Raw genomic sequence first — 17717 nt, forward strand, 5'->3', positions numbered from 1 at the left:
CGTCAGACCGTCGCGGTCCCGAACGCCGCGGCCAGACGGGCCGTCGCCCCGCCGCCCGCGGACGTGGCGCCCGCGAGCGCCCCGACCTGCAGCACCATCCACGGGCTGAACGCCCACGGGGTCGCGGCGACCGAGCGCGCGACGTCCTGCGGGTCGGCCCACGCGACCTCGACGACCTCGTCGGGGTTCGGCTCGACCGGTCCCGCGGCGCGCGCGGTGTAGACGGGGCAGATCTCGTTCTCGACGACGCCGGACGCGTCCACCGCGCGGTACCGGAACCCGGGCACGGCGACCTCGAGGTCGGCGATCTCCAGGCCGAGCTCGTGGCGCCCGTGCCGGACGATCGACTCCTCGGTCGTCTCCGTCCACCGCGGGTGCCCGCAGAACGAGTTGGTCCACACGCCCGGCCACGTGCGCTTGACGAGCGCGCGCCGCGTGAGGAGCAGGCGCCCGGCGTCGTCGAGCACGTAGCAGGAGAAGGCGAGGTGCAGCGGCGTCTCGGTCGTGTGGACCGCGGCGCGCTCGAAGGTGCCGGTCCGGCGTCCCTCGTCGTCGACGGTGACGACGTGGTCGGCGGCCACGGGAACGTGCGAGGTCATGCGGCCACTCTCGCACACGGCGGTCCCGGACGGGCAACCCCCGCGGGCGCCACGTATAAGGTGAGGGTTGCCTCACCACGCCCTCCGGGCGATCGCCCCTCGACCAGATCCGAGCACCATGACCCCGTCCGCGACCGCCGACGCACCGGCCCGTACCGCCGACGGCGTGACCGGCCGCGACGACCACCCGGCAGGGGTCGCGCGCACGAACGCGCGGCGCGGCCTCGGGCTCGTCGTCGCCCTCGTGGCCCTCGTCCTCGCGGTCGTGCTGAGCCTCGTGGTCGGGTCGAAGCCGGTCCCGCTCGGCACGGTGTGGGACGCCCTCACCGCGTACGACGGGTCGAGCGACCACGTGGTCGTGCGCGACCTGCGCGTGCCGCGCACGCTCGTCGGTCTGCTCGTGGGCACGGCGCTCGGCGTCGCCGGTGCGCTCATCCAGGCGATGACGCGCAACCCGCTCGCGGACCCGGGCATCCTCGGCGTCAACGCCGGCGCCGCGTTCGCCGTCGTGCTCGCCGTCGCGCTGCTCGGGCTCACCGACGTCGGGTCGTTCGTCTGGTTCGCGTTCCTGGGCGCAGTCGTCGCGACGGTCGCGGTGTACGCGATCGGGTCGCAGGGGCGCGGGGGAGCGACGCCCGTGCGCCTCACGCTCGCCGGCGTCGCGCTCGGCGCCGTGCTCACCGGGCTGTCGCAGGGCGTCACCCTGCTCGACCCGGCCGCGTTCGACCGCCTGCGCTTCTGGACCTCCGGCTCGCTCGCGGGCCGCACCACGGAGACGGCCGCGACGATCGCGCCGTTCGTCCTCGCCGGGCTCGTCCTCGCCCTGGTCGTCGCGCGCCCCCTCAACAGCGTCGCGCTCGGCGACGACCTCGCGCGCTCGCTCGGGGCCCACGTGGGGCGCACGCGCGTGCTCGTCGGGGTCGCCGTGATGCTCCTGTGCGGCGCGGCGACCGCGGCGGCGGGGCCGATCGCGTTCGTCGGCCTCATGGTGCCGCACGTCGCGCGGTGGGCCGTCGGGCCCGACCAGCGCTGGATCCTGCCGTACGCGGCGGTGCTCGCGCCCGTCCTGCTGCTCGTGTCCGACGTCGTCGGGCGGGTGGTCGTCTCGCCGGGCGAGCTGCAGGTCGGCATCGTCACGGCGTTCGTCGGCGCCCCCGTGCTCGTCGCGCTCGTGCGCCGCTCCTCGGCGAGCGGGCTGTGAGCGCGCCCGTCCGGGACCCGGTGCCCACGAGCCCGGGCGTGCCCGACGGCGGAGGGCACCGCCGCGGCTTCGGCCGCCCCACGCGCGTCGTCCGGGCGCTCGGCGGGCGCGTGAGCCTCCGGCTCGACGTGCGGACGCTCGCGGTGTGCGCGGCGCTCGCGCTCGTCGGGCTCGCGCTCGGCGTCGTCGCGCTGACGACGGGCGACTACCCGCTCAGCGTGCCGCAGGTGCTCGACGCGCTCGTGGGCGCCGCGGACGGACCGGTGCGCCTCGTCGTCGTGGAGTGGCGCCTGCCGCGCGCCCTCCTCGCTCTCGTGCTCGGCGCGGCGCTCGGCACGAGCGGCGCGATCTTCCAGTCGATCACCCGCAACCCGCTCGGCAGCCCCGACGTCATCGGGTTCAGCACCGGCGCCTACACGGGCGCGCTCGTCGTGATCCTCGTGGTCGGCGGCGGGTACGCGGGCGTCGCGGCGGGCGCGCTCGTCGGGGGCGTCCTCACCGCCGCCGCCGTGTACCTGCTCGCGTACCGGCGCGGGGTCCAGGGGTTCCGCCTCGTCGTCGTGGGCATCGCCGTGTCCGCGATGCTCGCGTCCGTCAACCAGTGGCTCGTCGTCACGGCCGACCTCGAGACCGCGATGGCGGCCGCGGTGTGGGGCGCCGGGTCGCTCCACGGCGCGACGTGGGCGCAGGCGGCGCCCGCGAGCGTGCTCGCCGTCCTCCTCGTGCTCCCGCTCGCGTGGCTCGCGCCGCGCATGGGGCTGCTCGAGCTCGGGGACGACGCCGCGACCGCCCTCGGCCTGCGCACCGAGCGGGTGCGGCTCGCGCTCGTCGTCGTCGGCGTCGCGCTCACGGCCCTCGCCACGGCCGCGGCCGGACCCATCGCGTTCGTCGCGCTCGCCGCGCCGCAGCTCGCGCGACGCCTCACGGGCGCGCCGGGCGTGCGCCTCCTCCCCGCCGCCGTCATGGGAGCCGTGCTGCTCGCCGCGAGCGACCTCGTCGCGCAGCGCGCGTTCGCGCCCACCCAGCTCCCCGTGGGCGTCGTCACCGTGAGCCTCGGCGGCGTCTACCTCGTGTGGCTCCTCGTGCGCGAGGCCCGGACGTGACCACGAACCCGCAGACCGGAAGGACCCCGGTGCCACCCAGCTCCCTCGCGGGGACGCCCGCCGACGTCCCCGTCACCGACGCCGCCCCGCGCGCCGACCGCCTGCACGCGGACGGCATCACCGTCGGCTACGACGACCGCGTCATCGCGCGCGACCTCGACGTGAGCGTCCCCGACGGCTCGTTCACCGTGATCGTCGGGCCGAACGCGTGCGGCAAGTCGACGCTCCTGCGCGCGCTGTCGCGCCTGCTCAAGCCGTCGCGCGGCCAGGTCGTGCTCGACGGCCGCTCGATCTCGTCGATCCCCGCGAAGGAGGTCGCGCGGCGCCTGGGGCTCCTGCCGCAGTCGTCGATCGCGCCCGAGGGCATCACCGTCGCGGACCTCGTGGCCCGCGGGCGCTACCCGCACCAGACGCTGCTGCGGCAGTGGTCGCGCGAGGACGAGGCCGCCGTGCTCGGCGCGCTCGCGGCGACGGGGACGACCGGGCTCGCGGACCGCCTCGTGGACGAGCTGTCCGGCGGGCAGCGCCAGCGCGTGTGGGTCGCGATGGTGCTCGCCCAGGAGACGCCGATCCTCCTGCTCGACGAGCCGACGACGTTCCTCGACATCGCGCACCAGATCGAGCTGCTCGAGCTGTGCGCGGACCTCAACCGCGACCGCGGGCACACGCTCGTCGCCGTGCTGCACGACCTCAACCACGCGTGCCGGTACGCGACGCACCTCATCGCGATGAAGGACGGCGCGATCGTCGCCGAGGGCGCGCCGGGCGACGTCGTGACGGCCGCGCTCGTCGAGGACGTGTTCGGGCTCCCGTGCCGGATCATCCCCGACCCGGTGACGGGCACGCCGCTCGTCGTGCCCGAGGGGCGGCCGCGCCGCGCCTGACGACGCGGCCGCGGCACGCGCTTCTCAGACGAAGCCGAACACGGGCGGGAAGACGACGGCGACGAGGACCGCCCACCCGGCGTAGGCGGGCAGGAACCGGGTCTGCCACGCGACGAGGTCGGCGAGCGGGCGCCGTCCGCGCAGGAACGCCGTCGCGAGGACGGCCGACCACGCGAGGTGGACGAGCAGGAGCAGGTTGAGCCCGAGCGCCGCGGTCTTGTTGGGGCTCAGCCCGAACTCCGCGATGCGCGTGAGCATCGCCGTGAGCGCGACCGCGTCGACCGCGAGCGCCGCGACGACGAGCAGCACCTGGAGGCCGTCGAAGAACGACGGCGGCGCGAGCGGGTCGCGCGCCGACACCGAGTACAGGAGCAGGCACAGGACGAGCACGAGGATCGCGTCCATGAGGATGAGCAGCTCGCGGTCGACGTCCGCGAGGTCGCCCGCGGTCGCGAGGACGACGAACGCGGCGAGCAGCATGACGAGCGTCAGCGGGGTGAACACGCGCGTGAGGACGGGCGCGATGTTCTCGACGACGTTCTGCTTGGCCTCGACGAGCCACGCGGCCACGATGAGCGCGGCCGGGACGCACAGGGGCAGGATCCAGGTGTCTAGGTAGGGCTCGAGGTCGACGCCGGCGAGCGAGAAGGTCACGGTCGTCAGGCCGAGCAGGACGCCGCCCCCGATCGCGATGAGCGTGTAGTACACGGCGAGCTCGCCCGTGAACCGCACGAAGTCCATGCGTCGCGCGTCCGAGCGCCACCGCCCGCCCACGTACGCGACACCGACGACGGCCCACACCACGGCGGGCGCCGCGAGGACCGCGAGGACGAGGGTCGAGCCCGTGGGCTCGAACGGGTAGAGGTTGAGGACGAGGCCCAGCGCGACGAACGGCGCGACGAGCGCCCCGACCACGCGCGCCGTGACCTGGCGCTTCCACGCGAGGTAGGCCGTGAGGAACGGCAGCACGAGGAGCGCCGCGTTGAGCGCCACGACGTCCTCGTCGAGGACGCTCGTCGCGATCTTCGTCGCGACGCCGGCGCCCGCGGCGAGCCCGAGCACGACGGCGAGCTCGCGCCACGAGCGCGTGCGGCCCGGCTGCTCGCCCACGAGCACGAGCTGCTTCCACAGCCGCTCGGAGTGCTCCTGCGCGAACTCGCGCGACAGGTCGTCGAGCGTGCCCATGCGCTTCACGGCGACGAGGAACGCCTCGTCGTCGTCGAGGCCCGTCGCGCGCAGGTCCTCGACGCGCTCGCGCAGGTGGTCCTCCATCTCGTCGACGTCCGACGCGGAGATCGCCTCACGGCGGCGGACGTACCCGCGCCACTGGTCGATCTGCGCCTCGAGCGCGGCGTGCGGGCCGGGGCTCGCGGCGTCGGGCGCCGTCGTGCCGGGCGCCATCAGGCCCACCCCTCCGCGACGCGCGGCGGGTTCTGCAGCCCGTCCTGGGCGGAGCGCCACACCTGCTGGAGCGCGTGCGCGACGACGTCCCACTGGGCCTGGCGCTCGACGAGCGCCTCGCGCCCCGCGGCCGTGATCGCGTAGTGCTTGCGCCGTCGGCCGACGTCGGACGTGCCCCACGACGCCTCGACGAGCCCGAGCCGCTCCAGCCGGTGCAGCAGCGGGTAGAGCATGCCGTCGGTCCACTGCATGCGGCCGCCCGAGAGCTCGTCCACGCGCTTGAGGATCGCGTAGCCGTACGACTCGCCGTCCGCGAGGATCCCGAGCACGAGCGGCGTGGCCGACGCGGCCACGAGGTCCTTGTCGATACGCATGGCACTCCTATGCCTAGTTGTTCTAGGGGTACCGACCCTAGCAGATCTAGGGTTGGATGCGAACGACGACGGGGCGGGCCATGGCACGACGACGGGCTTACAAGCGGGACTGGGGGACGACGGTCGTCTCCGTCCTCGCCGCGCTGCTCGGGGCCGCCGCGCTGGTCACCCCGCAGATCCTGCGGCTCCATGACCGCGCCGCGCTCACCGTGGCGAGCCTCCTGTGGACCGGCGCCGCGGTCGTCGCCACGGTCATCGTCGTAGGGGTCGTCGTGCGGTCACGGATCCGACGCGAGCTCGGCCGGGCCGTCGCCGCCAACCCTGGAGCGACGGTCGCCCGCGTCCTCCCGGTCCGTCGCTCCAGGGCTCTGCTCGAACAGATCCCGCCGAAGCAGCGCGAGCGGCACATGCCGTGCCTACTCGTCGTCCGCCGTGACGAGGTGGATCTCTGGAGCACCGCGGACCCACCGACCCTTCTCCTCCGGATGGAGCGCGAGGACCTCGCCGTCGAGCTCGTGGCCCTCGACCTCCACGACGTGGAGGAGCTGTTGACGCTCCGGCTCACGCGCGGTGACGCCCACCTCGAAGTCGCCGTCCAGGGGCTCGTGGGCTCACGCGCGTGGGGTCACCGCGGTGCTCTCGAAGGGCTCGACGAGGTGCTCCGCAGCCTCGGCTACGCGATCCGGCCCGCGACCGACGCGAATCCGGGTCGTCCGGGCCGCGTCGCGGAGCAGGCTCAGGGCTAGCGTGGTCCACGGACGGGCTTCGCCCGATCGGCCCGCGGAACGACGGGGAGGGCTCGGCTCATGCCTCGCACGTACCTCTTCGCCCTGACCGACGGCGGAGGGACGGTCCCGCCGGAGGTGGGGGCCGCCCGTCGGCTCGTGGAGCGGGGGCACCGCGCCCGGGTGCTCGCCGAGGACTCGATGGCTCCCGAGGTGCGCGCCACGGGCGCGACGTTCGTGCCGTGGCCCACCGCGCCGAACCGGCCCGACCGCGACCCCGCGAACGACCCCCTGCGGGACTGGGAGGCGCCGAGCCTGCTCGCGCAGGCACGCGACTTGGGCGACCGCCTGATCGCCGGGCCCGCACCCCGCTACGCCCGCGACGTGCTCGCGGCCGTCGACGACGAGCGGCCCGACCTCGTCGTCACGTCGGTCTTCGCGTTCGGCGCCATGGCCGCGGCGCAGTCGCGCGGCATCCCGTTCGACGTGCTCGTCCCCAACGTCTACGCGCTGCCCGCACCGGGCCGGACGCCGTTCGGGGCCGGGCTGAAGCCCGCCCGCGGACCCCTCGGCCGTGTGCGCGACCGGGCGGTCACCGCGCTGTCGACGCGCGTGTTCGACCGGTACACGCGCGACGGTCTCAACGCCCTCCGCGCCGACCTCGGGCTCGCGCCCCTCGACCGGTCGTGGGAGCAGCTCGGCGCCGCGCGCCGCCAGCTCGTCATGACGAGCCCCGCGTTCGACCTCCCCGGCCCGCTCCCGCCGAACGCACGCTACGTGGGGCCGGTGCTCGACGACCCCGCCTGGGCCGACGACGCCCCGTGGACCGCGCCCCCGGGCGACGACCCGCTCGTCCTCGTCGCGCTGTCGTCCACGTTCCAGGACCAGGCCGCGCTCCTGCGGCGCGTCGTCGCCGCGCTCGCGACGCTCCCCGTCCGCGGCGTCGTCACGACCGGGCCGAGCCTCGACCCCGGCGCCGTGCCGGGCGCGCCGAACGTCTCCGTCGTCGCGTCCGCGCCGCACCGCGCCGTGCTGCGCGAGGCGGCGCTCGTCGTCACGCACGGCGGGCACGGGACGCTCCTCAAGGCCCTCGCCGCGGACGTGCCCGTCGTCGTGCTGCCGCACGGGCGCGACCAGGGGGACAACGCCGTGCGCGTCACCCTGCGCGGCGCGGGCGTCGCGCTCCGGCGCACGGCCTCGACCGACCAGGTCGCACGCGCGGTCCGCCGCGTGCTCGAGGACCCCGCCTACGCGCGACGCGCCGCGGTGCTCGGCGCCGCCGTCCGGCACGACGCCGAGCACAGCACGCTCGTCGCGGAGCTCGAGGCGGTCGAGGGCTGACCCGGGCGACGCCGCGCCCGACCGCCCCGACGACGCCGGGCACCGCGTCAGGCGACCGCGGTCGCCTCGAGCTCGACCATCTGCCCGGCGATCGCCAGGCGCGTCACGCCCAGCATCGTCGTCGGCGGGGCCGCGCCCGCCCCTCCCAGCCGCGCCGCGAGCACCCCGTAGTGCCGGAGCAGCTCGTCGACGTCGGTGGTGTAGACCGTGAGCCGGACGACGTCCGCCCACGTCGTGCCCGCCTCGCCGAGCACGGCCTCCACGTTGTCGAGGCTCAGCGCGAGCTGCGCCGCCATGTCGCCGTCGTGCCGAGGTGCTCCGTCGGGTCCCGTCGCCGTCTGCCCCGAGCACCACACGGTCCGGGTGTGCCCGGACACGACCACCCCCTGGTGGAAGCCCAGGTCCAGGGACCAGGTCACCGGGTCGACCGCCGTTCGTTCGACTGCCACGTCGTCTCCTTCGTGTCGTCCTTCCCGCGCGCCCGTCGGATCGTCCGCCGACGTCCTCGACGCCCGTGCCGACGAGCCTGGCGACGAATCACGACACCGAGTGTCATGTATCCGATACGTTCCTCCGGTGCGCGCCGACCGCCTCGTCTCGCTCGTCCTGCTGCTGCGCCAGCGCGGCCGGACGTCCGCCGCGACGCTCGCCCGCGAGCTCGAGGTCTCCACGCGCACCGTGCTGCGCGACGTCGAGGCCCTGTCCGCCGCCGGCGTCCCGGTCTACGCGGAACGCGGGCGTCACGGCGGGTTCGCGCTGCTCCCCGGGTTCCGGACGGAGCTCACCGGCCTCACCCACGACGAGGCGCTGGCCGTGCTGACTGCCGCGGCCGCGCGCGACGCCCGGGCGTTCGGCCTCGGGCCCGCCCTCGCGTCCGCCGTGCGCAAGGTGGCCGACGCCCTGCCCGAGACCCACCGCACCGCCGCGAGCGACGCCGCCCGGCGCATCCTCGTCGAACCGGACTCCGACCTGCTCTCGCGCCGCGAGGTCGTGGAGGAGGTCCCCGCGGACGTCATGGCGGAGGTCCGGCGTGCGGTCCTCGACGGGCGTCGCCTGCGGCTGCGCTACGCCGCGGCCGGACGCGACCCGTCGTGGCGCACGGTCGACCCCCTCGGCCTCGTCACGGTGCGCGGCACCGGCTACCTCCTCGCGACCGCGTCGGGCGCGGACCGCACCTACCGGCTCTCGCGCGTCCTCGCCGCCGAGGCGCTGCCCGACCCCGCCGAGCGGCCGGACGGCGTCGACCTCGAGCACCTCTGGCGCGAGCGCAGCGCCCGGTTCCGGGCGAGCGGCGACCAAGTGACCGCGCGGGTCGTGCTGCGCGCGGACCGCCGCGAGGAGCTCGTCAGCACCGCGCTCGCCGTCCTCGCCGAGGAGGCGGCCGACGACGGCCGGATCCTCGTCGAGGCGACCTTCCAGGACCTGCGGCACGCCGTGTGGGCGGTGTGGCAGCACGGGACGGACGCCGAGGCCCTCGCACCGCCGGAGCTGCGGGACGCGCTGCGCGAGCGTGCCGTCGCACTCGCGTCCCGCTACGGGCCGGCCCGCCCGCCGTCGAGTCGCGAGAGCGCGGCTCGGCCGCGACGGTAGCGGCCACGACGTGACCACTACCGGTGCGACCGTGGCCGGCGACCCATCGACCGACCTCAGGAGGGCATCATGCCGACCCCGAGCACTCCCGCAGTCCCGCCCGCGCCCGCCGGCTCGAACACCGTCAACCCGTTCGTCTGCACCCACGACGCCGTCGGGCTCCTGGCGTTCCTCGTCGACGTGCTCGACGCGCACGAGGTGCACGAGGCGCGCACGCTCGACGCCGACGGCCTCGTCCTGCACTCCGAGCTGCTCGTCGGTGACTCGACGCTGACCGTCGCGGACCGCAAGCCCGGGTGGCGTGGACGCCGGCGCTCACCCGCGTCTACGTGCACGACGCCGCGGCGACGATCGACCGCGCCCGCGCCTGCGGCGCCCGGGTCGTCACGGAGCCCACCGACTTCTTCGGCGACATCCTCGCGCGCTTCGCCGACCCGTTCGGGAATCTGTGGTGGGTGTACCAGCACGACCCGGCGAGCACGGTGTGGGGCGACGGCGACGACACCGGCTCAGCCGACCACGACGCCGGCGGGACGACGGCGGAGGAGTCGTGGGAGACGTTCACGACCCCCGCGCTCGAGTACGTCCACGCGACCCTCGTCGCCGCGATGGAAGGGCTGCGCGACCCGCGCGCGTGGCCTCGGACGCGCGAGAGCCCCGGTCAGGATCACCTGACCGGGGCTCTCTTCACGTGCGCGAGGGGGGAGTTGAACCCCCACGCCCTTTCGGGCACACGGACCTGAACCGTGCGCGTCTGCCTATTCCGCCACTCGCGCGTGCCGCAGAAGACTAGCACGGCGCCCGGCGCCCCCTGGAATCGCAGGAGCCCGGCACCACGGCGCCGGACGCCCGACGTTCACACGCTCCGCGCGGAACGCGCCACATCCGTCCGGAGATCGTGCGACGAATCGGGCCTGCTGCGCAGACGTGGTCGATACGATCTAGGTAGTCTGCCCGGACGCGCCCGCGTCCGAGGAGGTCGCCGGGGAGCACGGCCCGGCGAGGCGGACGAGACCAGCACGGCACGAGCCGGCACGAGCGAGCACGAGGGAGGAGGTGGCATGGGAGTCCTGGACCGCTTCGAGAAGGGCGTCGAGCGCGTCGTGAACAACGCCTTCGCCAAGGTGGGACGCAGCGAGGTCAAGCCCGTCGAGCTCGCGAGCGCGCTGCGGCGCGAGGTCGACGACCGCGCCGCCGTCGTCGACCGCGAGCGCACGGTCGTGCCCAACGAGTTCACCATCGAGCTGTCGGTGGACGACTTCGGCCAGGTCGAGGGGTGGGGCGCCGAGACGCTCGCCGACGAGCTGGCGTCGAACGTCACCCAGTACGCGGCGTCGCAGCACTACGCGTTCGTCGGTCCCGTGAGCGTGAGCTTCGAGCAGAACGACGCGCTCGACGTGGGCCGCTTCCAGCTCCGCTCGGCGAGCGTGCGCGGCAACGTCGCGCCCGCGACGTCCGCGTCCCCGAGCACGCGCCACCCGCTCGTCGACATCGACGGCCAGCGCTACCTCCTCACCGGACCGGTCACCGTCATCGGCCGCGGCTCGGAGGCCGACATCGTCGTCGACGACCCGGGCGTCTCCCGCCGCCACCTGGAGATCCGCGTGACCCCCGAGGGCGTCATCGCGACCGACCTCGGCTCGACCAACGGCCTGTTCGTCGAGGGGCACCAGGTGCCCGCCGCGACGCTGCTCGACGGCAACTCCCTGACGATCGGCCGTACCCGCATCATGTTCTGGACCGGCGCGTCCGACAACGAGGAGTGGTGATCCGGCCCGCATGACCGACCTCACGTTCACCCTGCTGCGGCTGGGCTACCTGGTGCTGCTCTGGGTGTTCGTGCTCTCCGCGATCGGGGTGCTGCGTCGGGACCTCTACGGCACCAAGATCACGCCGCGCAAGGGTCGCAAGGGCGCGAGCACGCCGGCTGCGCGCCCGTCCGCCGGCGCCGCCGCCCCCGCGCCCGAGCCGGCCCGGCCGGCCGCCCCTGCGGGGCCGTCGCGGCTCGTCGTGACGGCGGGCCCGCTCACGGGCACGACGATCCCGCTCACGACGTCGTCGATCCTCATCGGCCGCGCGCCGAGCTGCACCCTCGTCCTCGACGACGACTACTCGTCGTCGCGGCACGCGCGCATCTTCCCGCAGCACGGGACGTGGTTCGTCGAGGACCTCGGCTCCACGAACGGCACCTACGTCGAGGACCAGCGCATCGGCCAGGTGACGCCGCTGAGCATCGGGACGCGGGTGCGGATCGGTCAGTCCGTCGTCGAGCTGCAGAGGTAGCCCGCAGTGAACATCGCCCTGCGCTACGCCGCGCGCTCCGACGTGGGCCTCGTGCGCTCCAACAACCAGGACTCCGGCTACGCGGGCCCGCACCTGCTCGTCGTCGCCGACGGCATGGGCGGCCACGCGGGCGGTGACGTCGCCTCGTCGATCGCGATCGCCGCGCTCGCGCCGCTCGACGGCGAGTCGCACGGCCCGGACGACGCGCTGGCCGAGCTCGAGCGCTCGATCGACCACGCGCGCCAGGACCTCGTGGACCGCAGCGTGTCCGACCCCGAGCTCGTCGGCATGGGCACGACGGTCACGGCGATCCTGCGCGCTGGCAACAAGCTCGCGATGGCGCACCTCGGCGACTCGCGCGCGTACCTGCTGCGCGACGGCGACCTCACCCAGGTCACGACGGACCACACGTTCGTCCAGCACCTCGTCGACACGGGTCGCATCTCGGCGGACGAGGCGGAGACGCACCCGCAGCGCAACGTCGTCATGCGCGTGCTCGGCGACTTCGACATCGACCTCACGCCGGACATGTCGGTGCGCGAGGCGAAGCCGGGGGACCGCTGGCTCCTGTGCTCGGACGGCCTGTCCGGGTTCGTCAGCCCCGAGACGATCGCGCAGACGCTCCTGGAGACCCCGGACGTCGACGAGTGCGCCGACCACCTGCTCCAGCTCGCGCTGCGCGCGGGCAGCACCGACAACGTCACGGTCGTCGTGGCGGACGTCGTCGACGTCGACGCGCTGCCCGACGGCGGCGCGCCCGCCACGGGCGCCCAGGTCGTGGGCTCGGCCGCGATCGACCGCGACGCGCCGACCTCGGCCGCGGACGGGCCCGCCGCGCGCGCTGCGGCGCTCGTGGCCAGCGCCAACGCGGCGTCGGGGACCGAGGGGGACGCCGCGGACGGCGCCGCCGACGCGGAGGGCGAGACGGGCGAGGGGTCCGGCGACGACGAGGACGTGCGCCCCGGGCGCAGGCCGCGCCGCTGGGTCACGGTCGTCGCGGTCCTGCTCGTCGTCGCGGGTCTCGGCGTGGCGGCGTGGGCCGGCTACCGCTGGACGCAGACGCAGTACTACGTCGGCGTGGCCGACGGCCAGGTCGCCGTGTTCCGCGGCATCCCGGAGAAGGCCGGCCCCGTCACGCTGTCCACGCCGATCGAGCTCACGGGGACGCGCGTCGCGGAGCTGCCGGGCTACGTCGTCGACCGCCTCGAGACGACGATCCCCGCGCAGTCGCTCGACGACGCGCGCGCCCGCGCGGAGCGGCTCGTCGCCGACGCGCAGGACGAGACGACCACGGACGCGCCCACGACGGACGGGACCGAGGCGCCGACCGAGGGGACCGCGGGGACCCCGGAGGCGGGGGCCCCGGACGTGACCCCGGCACCGCCCGCCGACGGCGACGGCTCGGGGGCCTGATGGCCACGGTGGAGACCACCGAGGTGCGCCCCGGCCGGGGCGCGGAGCTCGGTCTGCTCGTCCTCGCGCTCACGCTCGGCATCGGCGCGTACGCGCTCGTCGGCCTGCAGCTCACGGGAGAGCTCCCGGGCCGCTTCTACGTGTACAGCATCGGCACGGTCGTGCTCGCGGCCGTCGCCCACGTGCTGCTGCGCCTGCGCGCGCCGTACGCCGACCCGGTGATCCTGCCGGTCGCCGTCGCGCTCAACGGCATCGGGCTCGCGATGATCTTCCGCCTCGACCTCGGGTCGCAGGTGACGGGCGGCACGCAGGACCTGGCCCCGCGCCAGCTCCAGTGGACGGCGCTGGGCATCCTCTGCGCGTTCGCGCTGGTCTGGTTCCTGCGCGACCACCGCACGCTGCGCCGCTACACGTACACGGCGATGATCGCGGGCATCGTGCTCGTCGCGCTCCCGCTCGTGCCCGGTCTGGGCGCGCGCATCAACGGCGCGCAGATCTGGATCAACCTGTTCGGCTTCTCGCTCCAGCCGGCGGAGTTCGCGAAGATCGCGTTCGCGATCTTCTTCGCGGGCTACCTCGTCACCAACCGCGACACGCTCGCCCTCGCCGGGCCCAAGGTGCTCGGCCTCCAGCTCCCGCGCCTGCGCGACCTCGGCCCGATCATCATCGTGTGGCTCGTCTCGCTCGCGATCCTCGTGTTCGAGCGCGACCTCGGGACGTCGCTGCTGTTCTTCGGGCTGTTCGTCGCGATGCTCTACATCGCGACCGAGCGCGTGAGCTGGGTCGTCATCGGTCTGCTGCTCATCGCGGTCGGCGCGGTCCTCGCCGCGTCGACGTTCGGGCACGTCCAGGCGCGCGTCGACGTGTGGCTGCACCCGTTCGACCCGGAGATCTACGGGCGCAACCCCGGCGGGTCCGGGCAGATCGTGGGCGGCCTCTTCTCGCTCGGGAACGGCGGGCTGTTCGGCACGGGCTGGGGCGCGGGCTACCCGCGCACGGTCCCGTACGCGTTCTCCGACTTCATCTACGCCTCGCTCGGCGAGGAGCTCGGCCTCACGGGACTCATCGGCATCCTGCTGCTGTACCTCGTGCTCGCCGAGCGCGGCCTGCGCACCGCGATCGGCGTGCGCGACGGGTTCGGCAAGCTGCTCGCGGGCGGCCTCGCGTTCGTCATGGCGTGGCAGCTCTTCGTCGTCGTCGGCGGCATCACGCGGATCATCCCGCTCACCGGCCTGACCATGCCGTTCGTCGCGCAGGGCGGCTCGTCGCTCCTCGCGAACTGGCTCGTCGTCGGGCTGCTCCTGCGCATCTCCGACGACGCACGACGGCCGTCGTCGCTGCCCGTGCGCGGCCAGGTCGCGCCCGGCGGCGCGCGGACCCGCACCGACTCCGACCCGGTCGAGGTCGTCGGCGGCGGGTCGCCCGCCGTCGGCGCAGCGCCCGACGACGCCCCCACCACCATCGGCGCGCCCGCCGTCGGCGGCCCGCCCACCGGGCCCACGCGCGCGACGACGGGCGTGCAGCAGGCGGTCGGGCGCGACGGCGAGGTCCCCGGTCACCCGGACGAGCTGCGGACCGAGGTCGTACGCCGCCCGGGTCCCGACGCGCCGCCCCGCCCTGAGCACGACCCCTGGGGAGGAGCCCGGTGAACGTCCCCCTGCGTCGCGTCGCGACGGTCGTCCTCGTCATGTTCCTCGCGCTCATGGTGTCGACGACGTACATCCAGTTCGTCCAGGCGGACTCGCTCAACGACGACCCGCGCAACGCCCGCACGATCTACCGCGAGTACAACAAGTTCCGCGGGCCGATCGTCGTCGCGGGCGACGTGATCGCGTCGTCGACCCCCGTGGACGACGCGTTCGGCTTCCAGCGCCAGTACGCGAGCGGCCCGCTGTACGCCCCGGTCTCGGGCTTCCTGTCCCTCACGAACGGTCGCACGGAGATCGAGGACAAGGAGAACGACTACCTCAACGGCCAGGCGAGCTCGCTGTGGCTCGACCGGCTCAGCGCGCTGTTCACGGGCAAGCAGCCGCAGGGCGCGTCCGTCGAGCTGACGATCGACCCGGCCGCGCAGCAGGCCGCGTGGGACGCGCTCGGCGACCAGCGGGGCGCGGTCGTCGCGATCGAGCCGAAGACCGGTCGCGTCCTCGCGCTCGTGTCCAAGCCGAGCTACGACCCGAACGAGCTCGCGACGCACGACACGGCCGCGGCGCGCGACCGCTACCAGGAGCTGCTCAACGCGGACGGCAACCCGATGTCGAACCGCGCCATCCGCGGCAACACGTACCCGCCGGGCTCCACGTTCAAGATCGTCACGTCGGCCGCCGCGATCGAGAGCGGGCAGTACACGGCCGAGAGCGTCGTCCCCGCGCCGGACGAGTACCAGTACCCGCAGTCCGACCGCACGATGAAGAACTTCGGCGGGTCGCGCTGCTCCCCGACGGGCGAGATGACGCTCGCCGACGCGCTGCGCATCTCCTGCAACACCGCGTTCGCCGACCTCGGTGTCACGCTCGGCGACGACGTGCTGCGCGACCAGGCGGAGGCGTTCGGGTTCGACGAGCCGCTCGAGATCCCGCTCGACGTCACCGCGAGCCACTTCCCGGACGACGAGGAGGCGACGCCGGACGCCACGGCCCGCGCCGCGATCGGCCAGGGAGACGTGCGCGTCACGCCGCTCCAGATGGCGATGGTCGCCGCCGCGATCGCGAACGACGGCGTGCAGATGGCCCCGTACACCGTGGAGACGGTGCGCAACCCGGATCTCGACGTGGTGCGGCAGTCCGAGCCGCGCCGCCTGCGCACCTCGGTGTCGCCCGCCACGGCGGAGCAGCTCACGCAGATGATGCTCGGCGTCGTGCAGAACGGCTCCGGCGAGGCCGCGCGGATCCCGGGCGTGCAGGTGGCCGGCAAGACGGGCACCGCGGAGACCGGCGGGGACGCCGCGCCGCACGCGTGGTTCACGAGCTTCGCGCCCGCGGACGACCCGCAGGTCGCGGTCGCGGTCATCGTCGAGAACGGCGGCTCGCTCGGCAGCGAGGCGACCGGCGGCGCGATCGCCGCGCCGATCGCACGCGCCGTCATGGAGGCGGTGGTGAACGGATGAAGCCCGTCCGGGGCCTGACGCTCGGCAACCGCTACCGCCTCGTGCGACGCATCGCCGTCGGCGGCATGGGCGAGGTGTGGGTCGCGGCCGACGACGCCCTGGGCCGCGAGGTCGCCGTCAAGGTGCTGCGCAGCGAGTACGCCGGGAACGAGGACTTCCTCAACCGGCTGCGCACCGAGGCGCGCAACAGCGCCGCGCTCTCGCACCCCAACATCGCCCAGATGTACGACTACGGGGAGGCGAACGGCTCCGGGTACCTCGTCATGGAGCTCGTCGTGGGCGAGCCGATGGCGGACCTCCTCGAGCGCGAGCCGGTGCTCCCGGCCGTGCGGCTCCTGCCGATCCTCGCCCAGACGGCGCGCGGCCTGCACGCCGCGCACCTGTCCGGCGTCGTGCACCGCGACGTGAAGCCGGGCAACATCCTCATCGACCGCGCCGGGACGGTGAAGATCACCGATTTCGGGGTGTCGCTCGCCGCGAACCAGGTGCCGATGACCGCCACGGGCATGGTCATGGGCACGGCCCAGTACCTGTCGCCCGAGCAGGCCGTCGGGCAGGCCGCGACGGGTGCGTCGGACATCTACGCGCTCGGCATCGTCGCGTACGAGTCGATCGCGGGGAACCGTCCCTTCACGGGGTCCACGCCCGTCGACATCGCCGTCGCGCACGTCAACGAGCCCGTGCCGCCGCTGCCGTCGTCGGTCGACCCCGAGCTCGCCGAGCTCGTCATGGTCATGCTCGCCAAGGACCCGCTCGCGCGGCCGCACCCCGCCGACGCCCTCGCGCGCGTCTTCGAGGAGATCGGCGCGCGCCTCGCGAGCGACCCGTGGTCCGCACGCTCCACGACCCCCGCGCCCACGACGCGCCGGGCCCGCCGCGCGCGCACGGCGGAGGAGGCCCCCGCGCCCGAGCCGGACCCCGCGCCCGTCATCACCCCGCTCGTCATCCCTGCGGCGGTGCGGGACCCGCACGCCACCGACCCGGCGACGCCGTGGGTCGCGCCCGAGCCCCGCCCGGCCGCGCACGCCGCCGCGCCCACCGAGGTGCCGGCCGACGGGCCCACGCCGGAGACGTCCGCCGGTCCGGTCGTCGGCCGGCACGGCGTGCCCGCGACGCCCGACGACCAGGGACCGGCCGCGCCGGACGAGGGGGCGGCCACCGGGCCCGCCCTGCCGTGGGAGCGACCCGTGCCCGCGGGCGCAACGGCGGCCGGCGAGAACGCACCCCGGTCGTACCCGCCCCGGCGCGAGATGCACGGCGGCACACGCTCCTCGCGCCGCCCGCAGCCTGCACGCGGCGGGGCGCGCGCCGTCGCGGCGGCGGGACGCCCGTCGGGCCCGGCGGTCTCCGAGCGCAGCGCGACGGCGTCGTCCGCCGCGCCGGCGACGCGCGCCGAGGCCCGGCGCCGGTCCCAGGCGACGCCGTCGCGCGCCTCGTCGTCCGGACGTCGCACCTCCACGACCACGGGACGGCGCCTCGGCGGCCTGCCCAACGGGCTGACGTGGCCCCTCGTGGCGCTGCTCGGCCTCCTCCTCGTGCTGGTCGTCGCGACGCTCGCGTCCCTCGGAGACCGCGGCGCGCGCGACGACGCCGCGGCCTCGTCGCCCGGACCCGCGGCCGCCGTCGTGGTCGTCGACGGCGTCCCCGGACCCCCGCACGAGCGGGTGACATCGTGACGACATCGTTGTGTTCCCCGC

The 17717-nt window shown here is 75.0% G+C and carries 16 protein-coding genes, 1 tRNA gene and 1 pseudogene; 13 read left to right on the forward strand and 5 right to left on the reverse strand.

All coding sequences use genetic code 11. The features are described 5' to 3' along the window. Window positions 1–2: 2 nt before the first annotated feature. Window positions 3–599, reverse strand: a complete 597-nt coding sequence (idi, locus tag GYH36_RS03810; protein ID WP_115941553.1) for an isopentenyl-diphosphate Delta-isomerase — start codon at window positions 597–599, stop codon at window positions 3–5. Window positions 600–717: 118 nt separating this feature from the next. Between idi and GYH36_RS03815 the strand changes: the two genes are divergently transcribed. The 3 genes from GYH36_RS03815 to GYH36_RS03825 are packed head-to-tail and all read left to right on the forward strand — an operon-like array spanning window position 718 to window position 3787. Beyond that, window positions 718–1800 carry an iron chelate uptake ABC transporter family permease subunit gene (locus tag GYH36_RS03815; protein WP_162289148.1) on the forward strand — a complete coding sequence of 361 codons (1083 nt, stop codon included), beginning with the start codon at window positions 718–720 and terminating at the stop codon, window positions 1798–1800. Further along, window positions 1797–2903, forward strand: a complete 1107-nt coding sequence (locus tag GYH36_RS03820; protein ID WP_376739802.1) for a FecCD family ABC transporter permease — start codon at window positions 1797–1799, stop codon at window positions 2901–2903. The genes GYH36_RS03815 and GYH36_RS03820 overlap by 4 nt, the downstream gene beginning before the upstream one ends. 29 nt (window positions 2904–2932) lie before the next feature. Further along, complete coding sequence (locus GYH36_RS03825) at window positions 2933–3787, forward strand: ABC transporter ATP-binding protein (protein ID WP_162289149.1); 855 nt, start codon at window positions 2933–2935, stop codon at window positions 3785–3787. Window positions 3788–3811: 24 nt separating this feature from the next. Here GYH36_RS03825 and GYH36_RS03830 read toward each other — a convergent pair whose 3' ends face one another. Continuing rightward, on the reverse strand, window positions 3812–5188 hold the full coding sequence (locus GYH36_RS03830) for a permease prefix domain 1-containing protein (protein ID WP_162289150.1): 1377 nt from the start codon (window positions 5186–5188) through the stop codon (window positions 3812–3814). After that, a complete protein-coding gene (locus GYH36_RS03835) occupies window positions 5188–5562 on the reverse strand; it encodes a PadR family transcriptional regulator (RefSeq protein ID WP_115941550.1) in 375 nt (124 codons plus the stop codon). Before GYH36_RS03835 ends, GYH36_RS03830 begins: the two co-directional genes overlap by 1 nt. Window positions 5563–5642: 80 nt before the next feature. On the opposite strand from GYH36_RS03835, the gene GYH36_RS03840 reads away from it, so the two are divergent. Next, window positions 5643–6308, forward strand: coding sequence for a hypothetical protein (locus tag GYH36_RS03840; RefSeq protein ID WP_162289151.1), 666 nt, complete (start codon window positions 5643–5645; stop codon window positions 6306–6308). Window positions 6309–6368: 60 nt separating this feature from the next. Further along, window positions 6369–7628, forward strand: a complete 1260-nt coding sequence (locus GYH36_RS03845; RefSeq protein ID WP_162289152.1) for a glycosyltransferase — start codon at window positions 6369–6371, stop codon at window positions 7626–7628. A 47-nt stretch (window positions 7629–7675) separates the two neighbouring features. Here GYH36_RS03845 and GYH36_RS03850 read toward each other — a convergent pair whose 3' ends face one another. Further along, window positions 7676–8077, reverse strand: a complete 402-nt coding sequence (locus GYH36_RS03850; RefSeq protein ID WP_115941548.1) for a RidA family protein — start codon at window positions 8075–8077, stop codon at window positions 7676–7678. 127 nt (window positions 8078–8204) lie between these two features. Here GYH36_RS03850 and GYH36_RS03855 point away from each other — a divergent pair, with 127 nt between their 5' ends. Together GYH36_RS03855 and GYH36_RS20235 are read left to right on the forward strand one after the other, a co-directional pair. Next, window positions 8205–9218 carry a helix-turn-helix transcriptional regulator gene (locus tag GYH36_RS03855; protein ID WP_162289153.1) on the forward strand — a complete coding sequence of 338 codons (1014 nt, stop codon included), beginning with the start codon at window positions 8205–8207 and terminating at the stop codon, window positions 9216–9218. Between the two features lie 329 nt (window positions 9219–9547). Then, a pseudogene (locus tag GYH36_RS20235) lies at window positions 9548–9616 on the forward strand (hypothetical protein); the annotation flags it as partial. Window positions 9617–9910: 294 nt separating this feature from the next. On the opposite strand, the gene GYH36_RS03865 reads toward GYH36_RS20235, so the two are convergent. Continuing rightward, a tRNA-Leu gene (locus GYH36_RS03865) sits at window positions 9911–9994 on the reverse strand. A 285-nt stretch (window positions 9995–10279) separates the two neighbouring features. On the opposite strand from GYH36_RS03865, the gene GYH36_RS03870 reads away from it, so the two are divergent. From GYH36_RS03870 to GYH36_RS03895, 6 genes are read left to right on the forward strand one after another with little or no spacing between them, the layout of a single operon-like run. Beyond that, entirely contained in the window at window positions 10280–10987 is a 708-nt protein-coding gene (locus GYH36_RS03870) for an FHA domain-containing protein (RefSeq protein WP_024841610.1), read from the forward strand. A gap of 10 nt (window positions 10988–10997) precedes the next feature. Continuing rightward, a complete protein-coding gene (locus GYH36_RS03875; protein ID WP_115941545.1) occupies window positions 10998–11501 on the forward strand; it encodes an FHA domain-containing protein FhaB/FipA in 504 nt (167 codons plus the stop codon). A gap of 6 nt (window positions 11502–11507) precedes the next feature. Further along, the gene (locus GYH36_RS03880) at window positions 11508–12914 is read left to right on the forward strand and encodes a Stp1/IreP family PP2C-type Ser/Thr phosphatase (RefSeq protein ID WP_162289154.1); all 1407 of its coding nucleotides are present in this window, start codon (window positions 11508–11510) and stop codon (window positions 12912–12914) included. Further along, window positions 12914–14563 (forward strand): FtsW/RodA/SpoVE family cell cycle protein, encoded by a 1650-nt coding sequence (locus GYH36_RS03885; RefSeq protein ID WP_024841607.1) that lies wholly within the window; start codon window positions 12914–12916, stop codon window positions 14561–14563. The genes GYH36_RS03880 and GYH36_RS03885 overlap by 1 nt, the downstream gene beginning before the upstream one ends. After that, window positions 14560–16020 carry a peptidoglycan D,D-transpeptidase FtsI family protein gene (locus tag GYH36_RS03890; protein WP_024841606.1) on the forward strand — a complete coding sequence of 487 codons (1461 nt, stop codon included), beginning with the start codon at window positions 14560–14562 and terminating at the stop codon, window positions 16018–16020. Before GYH36_RS03885 ends, GYH36_RS03890 begins: the two co-directional genes overlap by 4 nt. Further along, the gene (locus GYH36_RS03895; RefSeq protein ID WP_162289155.1) at window positions 16017–17696 is read left to right on the forward strand and encodes a serine/threonine-protein kinase; all 1680 of its coding nucleotides are present in this window, start codon (window positions 16017–16019) and stop codon (window positions 17694–17696) included. Before GYH36_RS03890 ends, GYH36_RS03895 begins: the two co-directional genes overlap by 4 nt. The last annotated feature ends 21 nt before the right edge of the window (window positions 17697–17717 follow it).

Origin of the sequence: Cellulosimicrobium composti, assembly GCF_010287905.1 — a bacterium.
Lineage (GTDB): Bacteria > Actinomycetota > Actinomycetes > Actinomycetales > Cellulomonadaceae > Cellulosimicrobium > Cellulosimicrobium composti.